Source organism: Rummeliibacillus sp. TYF005 (genome assembly GCF_003844195.1).
Classification (GTDB): Bacteria; Bacillota; Bacilli; order Bacillales_A; family Planococcaceae; genus Rummeliibacillus.
Genome location: NZ_ML122542.1, coordinates 311874 through 333090, shown reverse-complemented (window position 1 = coordinate 333090; position 21217 = coordinate 311874). Strand labels below are relative to the sequence as shown.

The 21217-nt window shown below is 35.5% G+C and carries 17 protein-coding genes; 1 reads left to right on the top strand and 16 read right to left on the bottom strand.

Annotated elements, in window-relative coordinates; genetic code table 11:
* Window positions 1-45: 45 nt before the first annotated feature.
* The 13 genes from CW357_RS03475 to uvrB form a co-directional block, all read right to left on the bottom strand.
* Entirely contained in the window at window positions 46-675 is a 630-nt protein-coding gene (locus tag CW357_RS03475; protein WP_164489534.1) for a TVP38/TMEM64 family protein, read from the bottom strand.
* Window positions 676-1035: 360 nt separating this feature from the next.
* Entirely contained in the window at window positions 1036-1266 is a 231-nt protein-coding gene (locus CW357_RS03470; protein ID WP_119416493.1) for a CsbA family protein, read from the bottom strand.
* 11 nt (window positions 1267-1277) lie between these two features.
* Window positions 1278-2447 carry a PDZ domain-containing protein gene (locus CW357_RS03465; protein ID WP_124217347.1) on the bottom strand — a complete coding sequence of 390 codons (1170 nt, stop codon included), beginning with the start codon at window positions 2445-2447 and terminating at the stop codon, window positions 1278-1280.
* A gap of 108 nt (window positions 2448-2555) precedes the next feature.
* On the bottom strand, window positions 2556-3989 hold the full coding sequence (locus tag CW357_RS03460; RefSeq protein WP_119416491.1) for a S41 family peptidase: 1434 nt from the start codon (window positions 3987-3989) through the stop codon (window positions 2556-2558).
* An 80-nt stretch (window positions 3990-4069) separates the two neighbouring features.
* Window positions 4070-4645, bottom strand: coding sequence for a TlpA disulfide reductase family protein (locus CW357_RS03455; RefSeq protein WP_241155037.1), 576 nt, complete (start codon window positions 4643-4645; stop codon window positions 4070-4072).
* Complete coding sequence (locus tag CW357_RS03450; RefSeq protein WP_119416490.1) at window positions 4642-5274, bottom strand: hypothetical protein; 633 nt, start codon at window positions 5272-5274, stop codon at window positions 4642-4644. The genes CW357_RS03455 and CW357_RS03450 overlap by 4 nt, the downstream gene beginning before the upstream one ends.
* Window positions 5275-5471: 197 nt before the next feature.
* Complete coding sequence (locus CW357_RS03445; protein WP_124217346.1) at window positions 5472-6764, bottom strand: murein hydrolase activator EnvC family protein; 1293 nt, start codon at window positions 6762-6764, stop codon at window positions 5472-5474.
* A 97-nt stretch (window positions 6765-6861) separates the two neighbouring features.
* A complete protein-coding gene (ftsX, locus tag CW357_RS03440; protein ID WP_119416488.1) occupies window positions 6862-7746 on the bottom strand; it encodes a permease-like cell division protein FtsX in 885 nt (294 codons plus the stop codon).
* Window positions 7736-8422, bottom strand: a complete 687-nt coding sequence (gene ftsE, locus CW357_RS03435) for a cell division ATP-binding protein FtsE (RefSeq protein WP_119416487.1) — start codon at window positions 8420-8422, stop codon at window positions 7736-7738. The genes ftsX and ftsE overlap by 11 nt, the downstream gene beginning before the upstream one ends.
* A 223-nt stretch (window positions 8423-8645) precedes the next feature.
* On the bottom strand, window positions 8646-9836 hold the full coding sequence (locus tag CW357_RS03430; protein ID WP_124217345.1) for a DUF4097 family beta strand repeat-containing protein: 1191 nt from the start codon (window positions 9834-9836) through the stop codon (window positions 8646-8648).
* A 39-nt stretch (window positions 9837-9875) separates the two neighbouring features.
* Window positions 9876-10463, bottom strand: coding sequence for a P-loop nucleotide/nucleoside kinase family protein (locus tag CW357_RS03425; RefSeq protein WP_124217344.1), 588 nt, complete (start codon window positions 10461-10463; stop codon window positions 9876-9878).
* A 73-nt stretch (window positions 10464-10536) separates the two neighbouring features.
* Window positions 10537-13401, bottom strand: a complete 2865-nt coding sequence (uvrA, locus tag CW357_RS03420; RefSeq protein ID WP_119415637.1) for an excinuclease ABC subunit UvrA — start codon at window positions 13399-13401, stop codon at window positions 10537-10539.
* A gap of 5 nt (window positions 13402-13406) precedes the next feature.
* Window positions 13407-15389, bottom strand: a complete 1983-nt coding sequence (gene uvrB / locus CW357_RS03415; RefSeq protein ID WP_119415636.1) for an excinuclease ABC subunit UvrB — start codon at window positions 15387-15389, stop codon at window positions 13407-13409.
* Between the two features lie 423 nt (window positions 15390-15812).
* Here uvrB and CW357_RS03410 point away from each other — a divergent pair, with 423 nt between their 5' ends.
* Window positions 15813-16385 carry a competence protein ComK gene (locus tag CW357_RS03410; RefSeq protein WP_124217343.1) on the top strand — a complete coding sequence of 191 codons (573 nt, stop codon included), beginning with the start codon at window positions 15813-15815 and terminating at the stop codon, window positions 16383-16385.
* Here the strand turns inward: CW357_RS03410 and CW357_RS03405 are convergent.
* The 3 genes from CW357_RS03405 to secA form a co-directional block, all read right to left on the bottom strand.
* Window positions 16351-16728, bottom strand: coding sequence for a YhjD family protein (locus CW357_RS03405; protein WP_124217342.1), 378 nt, complete (start codon window positions 16726-16728; stop codon window positions 16351-16353). The genes CW357_RS03410 and CW357_RS03405 overlap by 35 nt on opposite strands.
* 219 nt (window positions 16729-16947) lie before the next feature.
* Window positions 16948-18046 (bottom strand): peptide chain release factor 2 gene (gene prfB, locus CW357_RS03400; RefSeq protein ID WP_124217368.1). Its coding sequence is split into 2 segments (ribosomal slippage): window positions 16948-17973 and window positions 17975-18046, totalling 1098 coding nucleotides; the frame shifts between segments, so codons are not numbered across the junction.
* A gap of 582 nt (window positions 18047-18628) precedes the next feature.
* On the bottom strand, window positions 18629-21142 hold the full coding sequence (gene secA / locus CW357_RS03395) for a preprotein translocase subunit SecA (RefSeq protein WP_124217341.1): 2514 nt from the start codon (window positions 21140-21142) through the stop codon (window positions 18629-18631).
* Window positions 21143-21217: the final 75 nt, after the last annotated feature.

Below are 21217 nucleotides of genomic sequence, written 5' to 3'. Positions count from 1 at the left end.
CCCTTTAACTTACCTCTAATATACCACAAAATAAGAACATTCGTTCTATTTTGTGTTGTGTTTTTTCGAATATTCGCGCATATTTTTTTCTACTTTTTCATTCATCTTTGCTTCTACCTGTTTTCCTCCCCACCATAATAAGAGGATAATAACAACAATTAGGCATGTCCGAATTGGATTTGTTATTAATGCGCTCAAGTCTGAACCAATCCAGCTAATGATGAAAATCATTACTAATTTTGCAAGCATAACCGTAACTAAATAAGTCTTCTTCTTTAAATTCGATAAACCTGCCACAATATTTACTAGAGCAGATGGGGTAAACGGAAAACAAAGTAATATAAATAACGGCGTAAAACCTTGATATTCTACCCAGTGTATTAACTTTTGTACTCCTTGTCTTTCTGTAAAAAAACGAAAAGCTTTCATTTTACCAAATTTACGGATGACTAAAAACACACAATATGCACCTAAAACTGCACCACTCCACGAAAACAAGAAACCCCACCACAAGCCATATGCGCTAGCATTTGCAACTACAAAGGCTGCCAATGGCAAAAATGGTAAAAACGCTTCTAAAAAGGGTAAAGCAATAGCTAATAGAGTACCCATTATGCGATATTGTTGTGCTAATGCCTGAAAATTTTCAATGGATAACCAATCTGGCACTCCCATTGCCTCCTTCAAATCTTACATTTAAGATTTTCTACCTATTTTATTCTTCTATTAGGAGCGCTTTGCACTCTTATAAGTTGCGATTAGCAGACCTTTTTTGAAGAACTTACATGGAAAAATATTAAGGATAGTTCTTTTAATTCATTATACAATAGATGCATAATTTCTAGATGTTTTAAACTTTTAATTTCCGTCAATTTTTCATTCTAACCTTTGGTGAGTAAATAATTAGCGAAACCAGCATTAGTGTTTGAACAGTAATATTACGACATGGATTTAATTTTAATTTGGACATGAGAAAAAGAAAGAAAGGGTCGCCCCATAAGTTTTCTACTTATGGGACAACCCCTTCTTTCTTATTTAGTTTTTATGCTGATTCATCATTCTGTTTGAATACCAAAAACCAATCGTTAAAGAAATCGCATCGATTACATATAAAACAGGTGGATGCGTATATCCTGCATAGATTGAAGCGGCGATTAGTGCAACTGAAAGAGCTAGACCAACATATTGTTTGAACGTTATTCGCGTGAATAATACAACTAATAGTCCTGGTAATATCAATGCCATTAAAAATTTTGTTACCGACATTTCTTCACTCCCTATCGTACAACGAGCAAGCCAATTCTAAAATGATCATGACGATAAATGACGTGCTGTCTTAAGCGAACCTCTCCATCTTGATCAAGTACTTCTAATCGACAATGCGCGGCATTCACTTGCAACGCTTCATAAAGTTCTTCTTCCGTTTTTACAGGAATACCATTTACTTTGCGAATACATTCACCCACTTGAATGCCCATTGCCTCTGCAGGAGAATCTGGTAACACACCAGCTACCATGACACCAGAATCTTGTGGCATCACAGCATAACCACCATGACGTTCACTTAGTGAATAGATAATAGATACTAATGCTCTTCCGACTACTGCAACACTTACAGCTGCAATCCCCATAATAGGGAAGAAATTAGCAATAATAGCTTCGATTAAAACAAGCACACCTAAAATTTGAACTGTTTTTCCTAATTGCGGATAAAAATGTACCGGAAGTAATTTACGAGAACGTTGTTGGAACCCAACTACCAATGGTACAAGAATGAATGAAAATGATTCACTACCTAATGTAACTTGAGGCCAATATGGAATATATTCTTGAATTGTCCCACCTGGTAACACAAAAAATACCGGAAGAATCCATAAACGCTTAGCCAAATAAATAGCTGAGGGTAATCCTCTCTCCGTTTTTAATATTTTCGGAGATGCAATTTTGGACGCATTTTTTGCGATTAAATATCCTTCTGCAATAAGTAAAAGACCAATGATACTTGGAATCGACACTAGCATACCAACATGCATTGATGTACTCATAATATCCCAATTGAAAAAATGCCATGAGTGATCCGAAATATATGTATACCACATTATGATAAATGCAATCCCTAAAGGATATGCTGCAGATGCTAAGTGGTAATAAAACGTAATTAAACACAACACACCTACAGCAGCACTTAAAACGATAAATTGAATCGGTACTACTAATCCAATAGCAACACTAATGACCGAGATAATCAGCCCTAGTAGCCAGCCTTCTTTGAACATTAAAATTGTTTCAGACCAGCCCCAAAAGATCCGTATATTAAATGATTTTCTTTCCTCTTTTACACGACGATATCCTATTAATATCGAAAATATAATAGCAACATACAATAATGGGTTTAAAAAGAAACGGCCGATGCCTTTTACTAATTCTATGACAATATCTAAAAACATAACTTCGCATCACCTTTCTAACTTTTGCTACATATGATTGTCTTTTCATTGTACCAAACGACCGTTTGAAAACGAAACATTTTCGGAACTAACTTTCAAATAGTTTCATTAATTACTAATTTTGTGGCTCAAATAGCTAATAGCCATCTGTAATTGTAAATCATTTTCTAATTTCTCCCTATATTTTACCACTTCTTGACGTAAAGCAAATAGGAATTCCTCATCCATTATTTTATTATTATTTAAATTATGTTTCTTACTATATTCTTTAACTGCCTCAGCAGTGGTTCTATCAAAATAACCATCTACTCTATTGATTGAATATCCTTGTGCTTTTAGTACTTGTTGTACGTATTGGATACTTTCAGCGAAATCTCCTTCTTTAAAGTTACCTGTAATTGGTGGTAGATTTATATGATATAGGGCATCTTGTTCTACTTCTATTGTCGGCTTAATCCCTTTACCGTGAATCCATTCACGCTTCGGCGTTAACCATTTATGTGTAGAAAGCTTTAGTTCTCCACCATTTGATAAAGGCCACGTTCCTTGAACTGTACCTTTACCAAAGCTTTTATCACCAATTATCGTTGCACGGCTTAACTCTTTTAACGCTCCACTTAAGACTTCACTTGCAGATGCACTTCCTTCATCCTGAAGTAACACAGTCGGTAATTTCTGCAACTGCTCATCATACTCAAATGCTAAATCCTTTTTTCCCAATTGTAGTGGTTCCTGATTTCCAACAGCATCTTCCATATAAGCAAATGTCGTTTTTGGTTTTGTTAAACTACCAATAATTTGTGCTACACTCTTCAAATATCCTCCAGGATTACTTCTAACGTCAATGATTAATGCGGTAATATTTTGTTTGACAAGTTCATCTGTATTCTTATACCATTCTTCTGCTGTTTTTTCTCCAAACATCGCAATAGAAATATAACCAATATTCTTACCTTCAGAAACTAAGACTTTACTTGAAACAGATTTTTGAGTTATTGCTGCCCTTGTAATATTTAGTTCTACATGGCGCTCCTCAGATGGTCTGTATACCGTTATTTTCACAACGGTGCCTTCTTTACCTCGTATGAGTGCTAGTAATTCAGTTAATGACTTTCCATCTGTACGTTCTTTATCAACTTGAACTATTTCATCGTACGATTTTAATCCAGCCTTTTCAGCTGGAGAATCCTTCATAGGAGATATGATGATAAAGCGTCCTTGGCTTTCTGTAATTTCTGCGCCAATTCCTACTCGTTCATCTGACAACTGCTCCCTATGTAGTTTCGCCTCTTCTTTCGTATAGTAAGTACTATACGGATCTTTCAGCGATCCCGCCATTCCATTAATAGCACCTTCAATCAGTTGCTTTTCTGATGTTTCATGAACAGACTGTTTACGGATTAAATCATACGCTTCCTCTACAGATTGAAAAACATCTTGGTCCGCTTGTACAGCCTTGTCCGTTTTCTGATACTTCCAATACCCTAAAACACCAATACCGACTAAAATAATCATGCATAAAAATAGCCACCGTTTTCTCATTAATCTCGTCCCTCCCATATCTATTCAATGTATGAGGAGGAGACAAAATTTAAAACTTGAAAATGGTGGCCTGCTTTTTATTATTTTATGTTAGCTATTATGTCCGACATCTTTTTTTGATCCATCGGTCCAGTAATCGTTGTTTGTATTTTTCCTTTTGTATCGATGAAGTAAGTTGTTGGAATTGTTACAATTTGATACTGTTCTTGTTGTTCACCATCCGTATCCAATAATACTGGATATGTCATATCATATGATTTAACAAAATCTTTAATATAATGCTCATCTTTATCTGACTTTTTTAAATTCACTGCAAGGATTTCTACATTATCATCTTTTGCTGATTTTTTATAATACTTTTCCATATGGGGTATTTCCGCTTTACATGGTGGACACCAAGTTGCCCAGAAATTTAAAATCACTTTTTTCCCCCGATAATCAGAAAGCTTCGCTTCTTTCCCATCAAGTGTCTTTAGCGTAAAGTCGGGTGCAGTTTGACCAACTTTTAACCCACTTTCATTTTCTACAGTAGATGAAACTTGTGTAGATGAAGTATCTATTTTTTCATCATCAGCTATTTTAGATTTCATAAAATTCGTTAACGCAATCGCGATTAATACAACGACTACTAACAACGCAAAGATTTTCTTTTTCAACTTTTGTTCCTCCTAGGCTGCACTAATATCCTAAATATGATGAATAGTAATGTCACCAATACTGATAATTGCCAAATACCTAATGGCTGTAATGACGCGATCAACATATGTGAAAAGAAGAATAAAATCAGCAATTGTCTATGCCAAATAATGCCTTCATTTCTTTTCCAAAATGCTATCACAATCCAACATGAAAAGCTAATGATTGTTAACCCTTTCTGCCACAAAAATGCATCATTTAAAATAGCCATCATTATTTGATAAAAGCTTTGGCAAAGTATACTACTCAAAAACAAAGCTTGTAAATCTTCCTCCAATATGCCCCTACTTCTTAATTTTTTCCAAAGTGTGGCTAACATAAACAACATACCTATTACAAACCCAATCATACCACCATTAAAGTAAAGTATTGTGAGTGGATGCTTAATAACTATCGAAAAATCTGTGACAATGACACTGAATTTCCAAACGAGGATTAGCGTAAGAACAGCATCTGCATAAATGGATGCAACTTCTTTTCTATATACTTTCCATAATAGAAGCCCTACAATCAGCATACTACTCAAAAATGCAATCCATGAAGATGGTAGTGAAAGTGCTTTGATGGTATACCACTCGGTAATTTCCACTTTTAATCCCTCCCAGTAAAAAGTGTGTGTCTATAAAGTCATTTGAGACACACGTAGTATGTTGATTTATTGTCATTCGACTAACTAAGTAGCAATACTTCATATATAAGCTAATTTTTGTTCTAGAAAGAAGGGCTGCCCCGTAAGTTTTCTACTTATGGAACAGCCCCTTTTAATTTGTTTTATCGCTCAGCGTTTTATAAAGAGATATAACGTAACGGATTTACAGCACCAACACTTTGCCCTTGCCATGCTGTAGTGTGAATTTCAAAGTGTAAATGGCTTCCAAATGATCGTCCTGTATTGCCCATATAGCCGATGACTTGTCCTTTTTTAACGGATTGTCCTACTGTTGAATTGTAACCACTTAAATGTGCATACACAGTTGTAAATGTATGACCGTTAATCGAATGTGTGATCATAATAACATTTCCATATGTAGACAAAGGACTAGCTTTAAAGACGACACCATCTGCAGCAGCAACAACCGGTGTTCCTATTTTATTGGCTAAATCCACGCCATAGTGAAACTCGGGACCCGCACCGATATTACGCCATCCAAAACCAGATGTTAGTGTACCATTTGTCGGCTTCGTCCATGTGCCACTTGCTACTTCAGGAATATTGCCCGTTTCACCTGAATTCGAAACAGCTGTAGTACTTGAACTTTTGCTCGCAGCTTCCGCTTGTTTACGAGCAACTTCTGCTAATCTCGCTTGTTCTTTTTCTATCTCTTTTTGAACTTTTTTACTTATATTTAGCGCTTCCGAATATTCTTTTTCTAATAACTTTTTCTCAGATTTTAAATGATCTTGCTCAGCCTCTAGTTGATCAATTAGATGGTCTTTATCCTTTTTCTTCTCATCTAAACTTTGACGTAATGAATTCAGTTCATCTCGATACAGTTCTTGTTTTTGTAATTTTTCTTCTAGAGTTGCTTTTTGCTCTTCAAGTTTGTTTTTATCATCACGTTGCTCTTGTAAAATCATTCGATCTGCTTCTAACAAAGTGTTAACCGCAGATACACGATCGATAAAATCGCCAATACTTTTAGCCTTCAACACTACATCGAGATAACTTACTTCCCCACCATGTTCCTGAATTGCCCTTGCACGTTGTAGAAGAAGCTGATCACGTTCCTCTATTTTTTGCTCTAAGTCATCTATAGAGTCTTTTAAAATATCAATCTCAGAATTGGTCTTATCAATTTTCTCTAATGCTTTTTTAATCTTATGATCTGTTTTGAGGATTTTTTTATCGAGTTTTGAGATTTGCTCCATAATATGATCCATTTTTGATTCATTCTTAGTAATCTTTTTTGATTTCTCTTGAATAGTAGATTGTAATTTCGATTCTTTTTTATTTAATTCCTGTTGTTGGCTTTTTAAATCCTCGATAGATTCTGCATTTGCTGTAACCGATGGAATTATCAATGTTATTGCTAATGCTGTGGCAATTGCGCTCGTTAAACTTCTCGACTTTTTGTTCAACTGGTGAACCCCCTATCACTATCAAATTTTTATCTCACATCTACGATTGATTACTAAATGTGAAAAGCTTTCATTAACTGTTTCTGTAAATCTCACTTTAAATTTTTAAGAATTTTCGTACGGACATGAAACTACCCCATATACCAATCAAAACGCCCATTAATAAGATCAATAAATCTACTTCAAAGATGAATGGTTTCGAATTAAGTAATTGGAAAATTTCACCTTGTAATTTTGGTGCAAGTGCATTGTAAATTTGAGTGTATAAAATGGATACAATTAAAATAGGAATAATTGATCCTAATAGACCTAACCACATACCTTCTAAAATAAATGGAATACGTACAAACCAGTTTGTTGCACCTACTAATTTCATAATCTCAATTTCTTTTCTTCTCGCTGTAATAGTAATCTTAATCGTGTTAGAGATTAAGAACATTGCAGTTAAAAGTAAAGCAATTATTAATACGATTCCTACGTTTCTACTAATATTTAAGAAGTTAAATAGTTTTTCAATTTTGCCTTTCCCATAAAGCACTTCATACGTGTTATCTAATGTATCAATTTGTTTTGCAACTTTTGCCGTTTGTTGAGGATTTTTGGCTTTTACATACAGTACATTTCGCAATGGATTACTTTGTTTGAAGAGACTTAAATCTTCACCAAAATCTTTGACCAATCCATTTAATTCATGTTCTTTAGATGAATATTTCATCGATTCGACACCAGGCATGTCTTTTATTTGCTGTTGTAAAGTTGCTTCAGCTTTTTCATCTGCTTTAAGGTCGATAAGGACTTTAATTTCGACATCATTTTCTAAATCATTGGCTACCTTATTTAAATTCATCATAATCACCATAAATACGCCAACCAATAATAATGTGACTGTTACTGCACTTACTGAAGCAAACGTCATCCATCCGTTTCTTCCAACCGACTTTATACTTTCTCTGAAGTGACGACCTAAAGTTCTAGCCTTCATAGCCGTAGTCACCTCCACGTTCATCGCGAACAATGAGTCCGCCTTCAATAGCAATTACTCGACGACGCATATTATTAACAATTTCTCTATTATGCGTTGCCATAATAATCGTAGTTCCGCGTGCATTAATTTCTTCAAACAGGTTCATAATATCCCAAGAAGTTTCTGGATCTAAGTTACCTGTCGGTTCATCCGCAATAACTACTTTTGGTACATTCACAATTGAACGAGCAATAGATACACGTTGCTGCTCCCCACCTGACAACTCATCAGGGAACATTCTAACTTTTTTCTTTAAACCAACTAAATCTAGTACATCCATTACGCGTTTACGAATTTTTGAAGGGTCTTCTTCAATTACTTCTAACGCAAATGCAACGTTTTCATATACATTCAATCTCGGTAATAGTTTAAAATCTTGAAAGACAACACCTATCTGCCTTCTTAAATGAGGAACTTCTTTGTTTTTTAATTTCGAAAGATTCATTCCATTGACAATAATCTCCCCAGAAGTGGCTTTTTCTTCACGATACATCATTTTAATAAATGTCGATTTACCTGCGCCACTAGGTCCAACGATATAGACAAACTCACCTTGTTTAATTTTTATATTAATACCATTGACCGCAACTACGCCATTGGGGTACTTCTTATAGACATTCTTCATTTCTATCATTTTTTGACCACCCATTTTATAGTAAAACTTAACCAATTCTATGTAAGCTTATTATAACATTGAATAATTTGTCTACCATTACAGTAATATTTCAAATCATTAAATATATTATTTTGTCATTACTTAGGTAATATTACGGTAATTGAGCGAAAAAAGTCTGCAAAAAAGAGCGATTTAAAAGTGAAAAACCACTTTTAAGTCGCTCTTTTATACGTATTAAGATTTATAGATTGTATCGAACAATCACTGAACCTGTTTTCGTTTCTCCTTCAATGGCTAATGCTGATTGACTATCAATATTTTTGGAGAATTGAACGGTTTTTTGTAAAAATTGACTTTGTTCATTTATTCGTTGAACATCCGGTAAGCGAACATCCATTTTACCCAAATTAGATGAAACTTCACCATGTAAAGAAATTGTACTTGGAATATATATTTCTACAGTACCTGCAACAGTTTGAGCTTTAATACTTCTAGCATCGTCAGAACGTGTTGTCACAACAACGTGTCCATTCACAGAGTTTGCTTCAATTTCAGTTATTTCTCCATCAATGTAAATTCGTCCATTGACAGTTTCTGCCTCAACTTCGTCGCCCTTAACCTCTCTTAACTCTATAGCACCATTAGCAGTTTCTAGATCGAGTCTTCTAAAGTTTAGAGACTTACAGCTAATACCGCCATTCATCGTTTTGACTTTTAGTTTATCAAGATTAATGTTGTGAATACTAAAACCACCATTAAATTGGTGAATTGATATCAGGCTATATTTAGTTTCTGGAATATATAATGTTACGTCAACGCGAATTTTCTTCGTCGTACTTATCACACGCAGTGTTCCATTATCATTTTTACATACAAATTGTCCTTCGAATTCTTTTTCAATATTGTCATTTAACTTTACAAAGGAGGGTTTTACTTGATATACAGCTTTTGCTTTTCCATCAAATGATGGTTTAATCTCTATATTACCATTTGGAATATCGATACTAATATTTTTGAAATCCGAAACTTCAATAATTTCTTCTTTTTCAAATGTAGTAGTATCCATAAACGTCTTCTCAAAATCAAATTCTTTTACCTTTGAAAGAGTTGTATTCATCAGATCAACAAATTTTGTGCTGAATTGCGTAAAATCTTTTTTCAAATCTTCAAAGAATGTATCATCTACTCTAGAAGATTGATTTTGTTTAAATTTTTCGTCCTGTTGCTTTGTAAAGTCTTCTTCGTTTGTATATGAGTCTGATTGAGATTGACTATTTGCGAATTGAGATTGTTCAGTTGTTGTATTTTGCTTTTGAGTATTCACAGATTGTGCTGCTGGTTGTTCCAGTTTCTCTAATAATACTAATGCTTCTTGAGCAGTGATGGTGCCTTTTTCAACTAAATTTAAAATGCGTTTACGTTCGTCTTGCATTTTACTGGCCTCCTTATTCGTATTACTTATAGTTACGAATCACTTGGAAAAAAGTTTCATATTATCCTGCGAAACCTGTTTTACTAACTCTGCTAGAGCGCCTTCCGTTAATGGTTTTGAGTTATCAAAAGTAATTACTACATTTTGTTCAAACAGATCTGCATCAGTATACACGGGTAGACGATTCGCTACATATTGGTCCCATTCCTTTTCATATGTTCGAAATGCTTCAGGTTGATGAAGTTGAAATCTTCGTTTCTCTTCTTCAACTTCTGGAATCATGATTTCTACATGATGAATACTCGATACGTTTAAGTCATCTTTTTCTACGAAATGGGCATCGCTATAATATGTTGATACTTCTAAAACAACATCTAATCCTAGTTCAAGTTGATCTTGAATCAATCGACGTAATACTTGAACTTGTAATTCTGTCATTTGACGTACTTTCATAACTGTCGCAAAATCTGTCCCTGAAACTTCATGCGCATTAATGATTTCTTCCATGAGGATATCTGTCGTTTTAGGACTATCAATAAAAACAGCCCCTAATTCTTTTGCTAGAGCTTTACCAACTGTTGTTTTACCAACACTGTTGTAACCAGAAACAATAATTAGTCTTGCCATAAAGCTTCTATCTCCTTCTACACTACCTACACGTGGTTATTATTCTTAGTTGTAAGATTATCCATGGAATTACCTACTTTTTAGCACTCAACAAGGCTTCTTCCATGCGATTGCGATCGCGTTCTAAAATCTTTTTTAAATAGATACCTGTATAGGATCCTTCTGTCTCAGCTACTTGTTCTGGTGTTCCTTTTGCAATGACAGTACCGCCTTTATCTCCGCCTTCTGGACCCATATCAATAATATAATCTACGGTTTTAATGACATCTAAATTATGCTCAATAACCAATACAGTGTCTCCATTTTCAACTAATCGTTGTAAAACTTTTAATAGGCGGGCTATATCTTCTGTATGAAGACCTGTTGTAGGTTCATCTAATATATAAATAGACTTACCATTTGAACGTTTATGCAATTCCGATGCTAATTTAACTCGTTGTGCTTCCCCACCCGATAATGTAGTAGCCGGTTGTCCTAAATGGATATATCCTAAACCAACATCTACAATCGTTTGTAATTTACGAGCTATTTTCGGGATATTTTTGAAGAATTCCAATGCATCTTCAGCGGTCATTTCTAAAACATCTGCAATGCTTTTATCTTTATACTTTACTTCTAATGTTTCACGGTTATATCGTTTTCCATGGCACACTTCACAAGGTACATAGACATCTGGTAAGAAATGCATTTCAATTTTAATAATGCCGTCCCCACGACACGCTTCGCATCGGCCGCCCTTAACATTAAAACTAAAACGACCCTTTTTATATCCACGTACTTTCGCTTCATTTGTCACAGCAAAGACATCTCGGATATCATCGAATACACCTGTATATGTGGCAGGGTTAGAACGCGGTGTTCTTCCGATTGGCGACTGATCAATGTCGATTACTTTTTCTAATTGATCGATTCCTTCAATCTCTTTCACATCACCAGGCTTTATTTTTGAACGATTTAGTTTTTGCGCTAACGTTTTATATAATATTTCGTTAACTAATGTACTTTTCCCAGACCCTGAAACACCGGTAACAGCGATAAATACTCCTAAAGGAATATCAACTTTCACATTCTTTAAGTTGTTTTCTCTTGCCCCTTTAATCTTAAGATAACGGCCATCTGGTTTTCTCCGTTCAGATGGTATAGGAATATATCTTCTACCACTTAAATATTGTCCTGTAAGGGATTTTTTACTTTTCATCACTTGCTCTGGTGTACCCGCTGCGACGATTTCTCCCCCGTGTGCACCTGCTCCAGGACCTACATCGATTAAATAATCTGCTGCAAGCATTGTATCTTCATCATGTTCAACAACGATTAAAGTATTGCCTAAATCACGCATACTCTGTAATGTTGCGATCAATCGATCATTATCTCTTTGATGTAAACCAATTGATGGTTCATCTAAAATATATAGGACCCCTGTTAAACGAGAGCCGATTTGTGTTGCTAGACGAATTCGTTGGGCTTCTCCACCAGATAAAGTCCCTGCTTCACGATTTAAAGTTAAATAATCCAATCCAACATTGAGCAAGAAGCTAAGTCTCTCTTGAATTTCTCTTAAAATTAGACGTGCAATTTGCATATCCTTTTCGGATAGCTTTATATCTTGGATAAAGGCATAAGCCTCTTTAATCGAGTATTCTGTTACCTCGCCAATATGTTTATCTGCTATTTTGACTGCTAATGTCTCTGGTTTTAAGCGATGACCATGACAAGATGGACAAGGCTGTTTAGCCATATACTTTTCCATTTGTTCACGTATATAATCAGATGATGTTTCTTTGAATCGGCGTTCTATATTTCTTAAAACACCTTCAAATTGAATATCTTGGTCGCGTATATTACCAAATTCATTTTCATAATGGAAATGAATATAATCCTTTCCTGACCCATTTAAAATTTTATCCATTTGATCTTTTGGAATATTTTTCACAGGTGTATCCATATCGATTCCATAATGGTCGCATACACATTTTAATAATTGTGGATAGTATTGTGAACTAGTAGGAATCCATGGTACAATTGCACCTTCGTTTAAGGTTACATCCCAGTCTGGAATAACAAGTGATTCATCAACTTCGAGCTTCGTACCAAGTCCATCACATTTGGGACATGCACCGAATGGGCTGTTAAACGAAAACATACGAGGTTCTAATTCTTCAATTGAGAATCCACAAATGGGACATGCGTGATGTTCACTAAATAACAACTCTTCTATGCCCATTACATCAACCATAACTCGGCCATCTGCTAGGCGTAATGCAGTTTCTAACGAATCACTTAAACGTGACTCTACTCCTTCTTTTAAAACAATACGGTCAATAACCACTTCAATATTATGTTTTTTATTTTTTTCTAATTCAATATTATCGTCTAAATCACGAAGTTCTCCATCAACGCGTGCCCGTACATAGCCTTGCTTTTGTAAGTCTTCCAGTAGTTTTACATGCGTTCCTTTTCGACCTGATACCATCGGTGCTAATAATTGCAGCTTTGTACGTTCCGGATATTGCATGATTCGGTCAACCATTTGTTCAACTGTTTGTGATGTTATCTCAATGCCATGATTCGGGCAAATTGGCTTTCCAACACGTGCAAAGAGCAAACGTAAATAATCATAGATTTCCGTTACAGTTCCCACGGTTGAGCGTGGGTTTTTGCTTGTCGTCTTTTGATCAATTGAAATCGCTGGTGATAAACCTTCAATTGCATCAACATCAGGTTTATCCATTTGGCCTAAAAATTGTCTTGCATAGGCGGAAAGAGATTCAACATATCGTCTTTGTCCTTCCGCATATATCGTATCAAATGCAAGTGATGATTTACCTGAACCTGAAAGTCCTGTTATGACAACTAATTGGTCCCGCGGAATTGTGATATCGACATTTTTTAAATTATTTGCTCGTGCTCCTTGTACAACGATTTCTTGATTTTTCAAAATCCTCATCCTTCCGCTTTCAATTCTAAAATCGTATCTCGTAGTTCAGCTGCTCGCTCAAAGTCAAGCGCTCTTGCTGCCTCTTTCATTTCTGTTTCGAGTGATTCTAATAATGTTGTCTTTTCGGCTTTCGTCAACTTCTTACCATCAGTAACTTTTGTTAAGTACGATTCTGGCTCTTCTGCAGCTTGTGTTGCCCGAATGACATCACGAATTTCTTTCTGAATTGTTTTCGGTGTAATGCCATGTTTTTTGTTATATTCTATTTGAATGGTACGTCTACGATTTGTTTCATCAATTGCCTTTTGCATTGAATCTGTTATATGATCCGCGTACATAATTACATGACCATTTGCATTACGCGCAGCTCGACCAATTGTTTGAATAAGTGATCGTTCTGAACGTAAGAAACCTTCTTTGTCCGCATCTAAAATCGTTACTAAAGAAACCTCTGGAATATCCAACCCTTCACGTAACAAGTTAATCCCAATTAGAACATCATAAGTTCCTAATCTTAGTTCTCGAATAATTTCAATACGTTCTAAAGTTTTAACTTCTGAATGTAAATATTGAACTTTGATTCCCATTTCTTTTAAGTAATCTGTTAAATCTTCGGACATTTTTTTCGTTAATGTCGTAACAAGTACACGTTCGTTCCGTTCAATTCGTTGTTGAATTTCATCGATTAAATTATCAATTTGTCCTTCAATTGGGCGAACTTCAATTTCTGGATCTAATAAGCCTGTCGGACGAATAATTTGTTCAATTGGTTGAGGTGTATTTTCCAATTCATATGGTCCTGGTGTTGCAGATACATAAATAGCGTTATGAATATGCTTCTCAAATTCCTCAAATTTTAACGGTCTATTATCAAGTGCAGATGGTAAACGGAAGCCGTGTTCTACTAAAACACCTTTTCGTGCTTGGTCACCGTTATACATTCCACGAATTTGTGGTAAGGTGACGTGACTTTCATCAATAACTAATAGAAAATCTTCAGGGAAATAGTCTAATAATGTGTAAGGAGTAGCCCCTGCTTCACGTAATGTTAAATGTCGTGAATAGTTTTCAATTCCTGAACAAAAGCCCATTTCGCGCATCATTTCTAAATCATAATTAGTCCTTTGTTCCAATCGCTGTGCTTCTAACAATTTGTCTTCTGCACGTAGTTTCGCCAATCTTTCTTTTAGTTCTTCTTCTATATTTTCAATCGCTTTTAGTAATTTTTCTTCACGTGTAACGAAGTGGGAAGCCGGGAAGATAGCAATATGTTCACGTTCACCTAGCACTTCTCCTGTGAGTGCATCAATTTCTCGAATTCGATCTACTTCATCTCCAAAGAATTCAATTCGAATACAGCGTTCATCTTTAGAAGCCGGGAAGATTTCAACGACATCTCCTCGTACCCTGAACTTGCCACGTGTAAAATTAATATCATTTCGTTCATACTGGATATCTACAAGTTTTCTTAATAATTGATTTCGTTCAATTTCCATACCAGTTCGAATGGAAACAACCATTTCGCGATATTCTTCTGGGTTACCTAAGCCATATATACAAGAAACTGATGCAATAATAATGACATCATCTCTTTCGAACAAGGACGATGTTGCGGAGTGTCGAAGCTTATCAATCTCATCATTTATGCTAGCATCCTTTTCTATATATGTATCCGTTTGTGGTACATACGCCTCTGGTTGATAGTAGTCGTAATAACTGACAAAATATTCAACTGCGTTATTTGGAAAGAATTCTTTAAATTCGCTGTAAAGTTGACCTGCCAGTGTTTTGTTATGCGCAATGATGAGAGTTGGCTTTTTTACTTCTTTAATAACATTTGAAATTGTGAAGGTTTTCCCAGTTCCCGTTGCTCCTAACAATGTTTGTTCCTTTATACCTTGCCGTACACCTTCTACGAGTTCTCTAATCGCTGTTGGCTGATCCCCACTTGGTTCATAGTTCGAATGTAGTTCAAATTCTTGCTCCATTTATCTTCCTCCTTACACGTGCCATCTAGTAGCTATATTTTAACATAGCTGTTAAGAAATTTCGATAAATTTGCGAACGTACGTTTTATATCATTATCTCTTCTCTGTTAAGTTAAGCGGAGCATAATAATAGATTTTTAAGTTGAACAATTTTGCGAAAAAGTAAAATAAAAAAAGGTTTATTTAGAACGTTTTTCCCAAGCAAACGACTCATTCTGTCCAAGCAATTGGTTCATGCTCCCAACAAAATGAGCATTTTCACCATTTTGTTTTACCAAATACTGTATGTTAGTATAGGGAAAACAGCAAGACTTTGCAAACCTTTTTCCTTTAACATTTTGTAAAGGTTGGTGATCTCTCGCGTAACTTATCCTTATTACATATCACTTAGTCAAATCAACGTATCTTAAAGGAGGAAAAATAATGAATTACAAAATTGTTAAACTTTATGATTTTTGCTTGAATCCTAATATCTGCATGCTTAAACCAATAGTTTTAGAAGGACGTAATTATTCCCTCGTTTTTGAAACAAAAAGAATGTACGTAGTGCCTTGCACAGTAACTCGTTTAATAAATCGTATTTGTGCATCTTTAGGGACAACATTAGATGCCGCTTTAGATTACTCGAATAGTATTTTCAAAGATGCTCATATTAAAACAAATAAAGATGAAATTATGATTAAATTACCAATAGTATTATCTGTTATTAATCAATCATATATTCTCTTTCCTACTGCTTCACCAAGAAAAAAACACGCTGCATGGATTCTTTGGCAAAATTTCAGAGGCCATTCCATTATTGGTCAGCATGAAATTAGGCTTCATTTTAAAAATGATGTCTTTATAGATGAGCAGATTAGTTTTACAACGCTCTCTAGGCAACAATACTATTCCTCTATTTTATATTTTCGTCATATGGATGATATGTTAACGAATTATCAAAACCCATTACAAATGCTTTTTAATGCTCGCAGTGACTTATTTCTTGTGCCTTAGCTAAATAATAAGACAATAAATCTTCTACATGATTGCGCAGACGGATATTAGAATAACGCCGTGAATCTTGGGTACGTTTACGTATAAAAATATATTCTGAAAACAGATCATCCCGTTCACCACGGAATACCTGCAATTGATTTTGTCGTAAATATTTTTTTGCATCTGTCAGTTCTTTTTGAACGTATTTAATCGTCTGATCGATTAACTTCAGATAAGGTTGTTTAAGTTTAAATGCTCCTTGTTCAAACGCTCGACAGTCATTTTGTAGAATTTGTAAAACCATAGGTAAGTAAATAACCTGTTCTAGCATTTGGATTGCTTCTTTTGATAAATTTAACATCATTCCACCTCCAAATAAAGAACAAATGTTCTATTTTAATTTTACAACCAATGTGGATTTTTAGCAAGTAATTTAGCGAATGAATGTTCTGGTTTTAGATAAGTTGTAGGTGTTGAGGTTTATTTCCTTTTTGATAAGATTTATTTCTTTTTCAAGGTTGTTGATTGCTTCTTTTGTGGAAAATGAAAAAGCCAACGAATTGTTGGCTTTTTCCTTTAATTATAGTTGTGAGCGTAAGTAGGCGTTGATAAATTGGTCGATGTCACCGTCCATAACGGCTTGGATGTTACCTGTTTCAGTATTGGTGCGGTGATCTTTCACCATTGAGTATGGGTGGAATACGTAAGAGCGAATTTGGCTACTCCAACCAATCTCTTTTTGTTCGCCACGAATATCATCTAAATGAGCTTGTTGTTCTTCTACTTTTAGTTGATACAATTTTGCTTGCAGCATGCTCATTGCTTTTTCACGGTTTTTAATTTGAGAACGTTCCGCTTGGCATGCTACGACAACTCCGGTTGGTAAATGGTGAATACGGACAGCAGATTCCGTTTTGTTGATATGTTGACCGCCTGCACCAGTTGAACGATACGTATCAACCTTTAAATCTTCAGGACGAATTTCAACAGCAATTTCATCTGTGAATTCTGGCATTACATCACAAGAAACGAAGGATGTATGACGACGACCAGCTGCATCGAATGGAGAAATACGAACTAGACGGTGAACACCTTTTTCCGCTTTTAAATAGCCATAGGCATTATGACCTCTAATTGCAAGCGTTACGGATTTAAGACCTGCTTCATCCCCTGGTAAATAATCCAATGTTTCCACTTTAAAATCATGTTTTTCAGCCCAGCGTGTATACATACGTAAAAGCATTGTACCCCAGTCCTGCGATTCTGTACCACCAGCACCTGGATGTAATTCTAAAATGGCGTTATTTTGATCATATGGATCGCTCAAAAGTAACTGTAATTCAAATTCGGCTGTACGATTAGTGAAATCTTTCATTTCTTCGCCAAGTTCTTGTTGCAATTCTTCATCAGGTTCTTCTTTTAATAACTCTAATGTCATTTCAAGATTTTCCTGTGTTTCTACTAATGCGTAAAATTCATTGACGATGTCTTTTAAACCTTTCGACTCATTAATAATTTTTTGAGCATTATTTTGATCATCCCAGAAGGAAGGTTCAAGCATTAGTTCATCTAGTTCTTGTATACGAGCCTCTTTGTTTTCTAAGTCAAAGAGACCCCCTAAAGTCTGCTAATTTTTTAGCGGTATTATCTAACTCATTTCGAACATCTGATAATTCGATCATTTTTTATTCCTCCAAAATTATTTCATATTTATGTGTATACTCCATGTTCGCGGGAAAGGTTAAATGTTTAACTTTTTATTTGTCGCGGACGATTAAGAGCATTATTAGTAATTATTTATCTAAGTTTATAGCTTATTTTGTAGTGATAAGCTGGATTAAGTTAGTGTGCGTTTTATAACTTGAGAATTGTTTTTTGCGCAACTCGGAGACTGTTTGTCACAATTCGGACTCCTTTTTGCACAACTCACTCCCTTTTGCACAACTCAGGCTCCCTTTTGCATAACTCGGACTCCTTTTTGCACAACTCACTCCCTTTTGCACAACTCGGACTCCCTTTTGCACAACTCACGCTTCTTTTTGCACAACTCGGGCTCCCTTTTGCACAACTCAGGCTCCCTTTTGCACAACTCACGCTTCTTTTTGCACAACTCAATTCCATCCATCTCCATGAAGCAGCTATGCATTTATAGAAAGGCATAAAGGAGTTGTCCGAAAATGAGTTTTCGGACAGCCCCTTTGTAAGTGACACTCTGAAGTTACGAGAACTTAGGGAGTGTACGATATGAATCTTTTAAGATGCTATTGAATAGCACCATGACAGTTTTTGTATTTTTTACCGCTACCACATGGACATAGGTCATTACGGCCAACTTCTTGTTTTTTACGGATTGGTTTACGTTTAGCAGGACCATTTTCTTCAGTTTTTGGATTAACAGCTTCACCTTTTGCCACTTCTTCACGTTCTAAGTTGCTACGGATTTCAGCTTTCATCGCATATTTTGCAACATCTTCACGGATGGCATCAACCATTGCTTCGAACATTGCAAAACCTTCAGATTGATATTCGCGAAGTGGATCTGTTTGTGCATACGCACGTAAGTGGATACCTTGACGCAATTGGTCCATAGCATCAATGTGGTCAATCCATTTAGAATCAATTCCACGAAGTAAGATAACTTTTTCGAACTCACGCATACGTTCTGGAGAAAGTTCTTCTTCTTTGCGGTCATATTCTTTTTTCACTTCAGCACGAAGATATTCGATGATATCTTCTGGAGATTTACCCGCAAGACTATCAGCAGTTACGACACCTTCAGGAAGTAAGTTAGCTGCTACAAAGTTTGCTAGGCCAGTTAAGTTCCAGTCATGTGCATTTTCTTCTGCAGTATAAGAATGAACAGCATTTACTAAAACTTCATCGATCATGGATTCAACTAATGCACGCATATTTTCAGTTTCTAGCACTTCATAACGTTCTTTGTAGATAATTTCACGTTGTTGACGTAAAACATCATCGTATTGCAATAAACGTTTACGAGCATCGAAGTTATTACCTTCAACACGTTTTTGTGCAGATTCTACAGCTCTAGAGACCATTTTAGATTGGATTGGTTGAGAATCATCCATACCTAATTTTGTCATCATATTTTTCATGCTTTCAGAACCGAAACGTTTCATCAATTCATCTTCAAGTGAAAGATAGAATTGTGTTACACCAGGATCCCCTTGACGTCCGGCACGACCACGTAATTGGTTATCGATACGACGTGATTCATGACGTTCTGTACCAATGACAGCTAAACCGCCAAGTTCTAGAACACCTTCACCAAGTTTAATATCGGTACCACGACCGGCCATGTTTGTTGCGATGGTAACCGCACCTTTTTGACCTGCTTCTGCTACGATTTCAGCTTCACGTTCATGGTTTTTAGCGTTCAAAACGTTATGAGGAATACCACGTTTTGACAATAAGTGTGAGATTAACTCAGAAGTTTCAATAGCAACAGTACCTACAAGAACTGGTTGACCTTTTTTATGACGCTCTGCAATATCATTAGCTACAGCTTCGAATTTTCCTTGCATTGTAGCATAGATTAAATCAGGGCGGTCATCACGAGCAATCGGTCTGTTCGTAGGAATAACAACAACGTACATATTGTATATATTACGGAATTCTTCTTCTTCCGTTTTAGCTGTACCTGTCATACCAGATAATTTTTCATACATACGGAAGTAGTTTTGGAATGTGATTGTCGCCATTGTCATAGATTCGTTTTGAATTTCTACGCCTTCTTTTGCTTCAATCGCTTGGTGAAGTCCTTCTGAATAACGACGACCTTGCATAATACGTCCAGTAAATGAATCGACGATTAAAATTTCACCATCTTGTACTACGTAATCAACATCCAAATGCATACTTGCGTGTGCTTTTAAAGATTGGTTGATGGCATGGTTTAAACCAACATGAGTCAAATCAAACAAATTATCAATATTAAAAGCTCTTTCAGCCTTTTCAATACCTTGTTCGGTTAATGTAACACCTTTTGTTTCAACATCATAATTGTAATCTTCATCTTTTTTCAATGTACGAACAAAAGCATTGGATTGTTTATAAAGAGCAGCTGACTTATTAGCTTGACCAGAAATGATTAATGGCGTACGTGCTTCATCGATTAAAATAGAGTCAACTTCATCGATTACAGCATAGTAAAGAGGACGTTGAACACGTTCTTCTTTGTAAAGAACCATATTATCACGTAAGTAGTCAAAACCAAGTTCATTGTTTGTACTATAAGTAATGTCGCAAGCATAAGCTTCACGTTTTTCATCTTTTGACATGCTATTTAAGTTAATGCCAACTGTTAAACCTAAAAATTCATATAATGGACGCATTGTTTCAGCATCACGAGTAGCTAAGTATTCATTGACAGTAACAACATGTACACCTTTATGAGTAAGTGCATTTAAATATACAGGTAAAGTTGATGTTAATGTTTTACCTTCACCAGTTTTCATCTCTGCAATGTTACCTTCATGTAAAGTTGCGCCCCCCATAATTTGTACAGGGTACGGATACATGCCAAGTACACGTCTAGAGGCTTCACGAACAACGGCAAAAGCTTCTGGTCGAATACTGTCTAAATCTTCACCGTTTGAATAACGTTGATAAAATTCTTCTGTTTTTGCTTTTAATTGTTCATCAGAAAGTTTTTCCATATCTTTAGCAAATGCTTCTACTGCATGTGCAACTTTTTCTAAGTGTTTAAGTTCTTTTTTATTTGGATCAAAAATTTTATTCAATATGCCAGGCATCGATTTTCACATCCTATATAGTCTCAACCCTTATTTTAACACTGTTTGATATTTTAGTGCAAACGAACGATAACT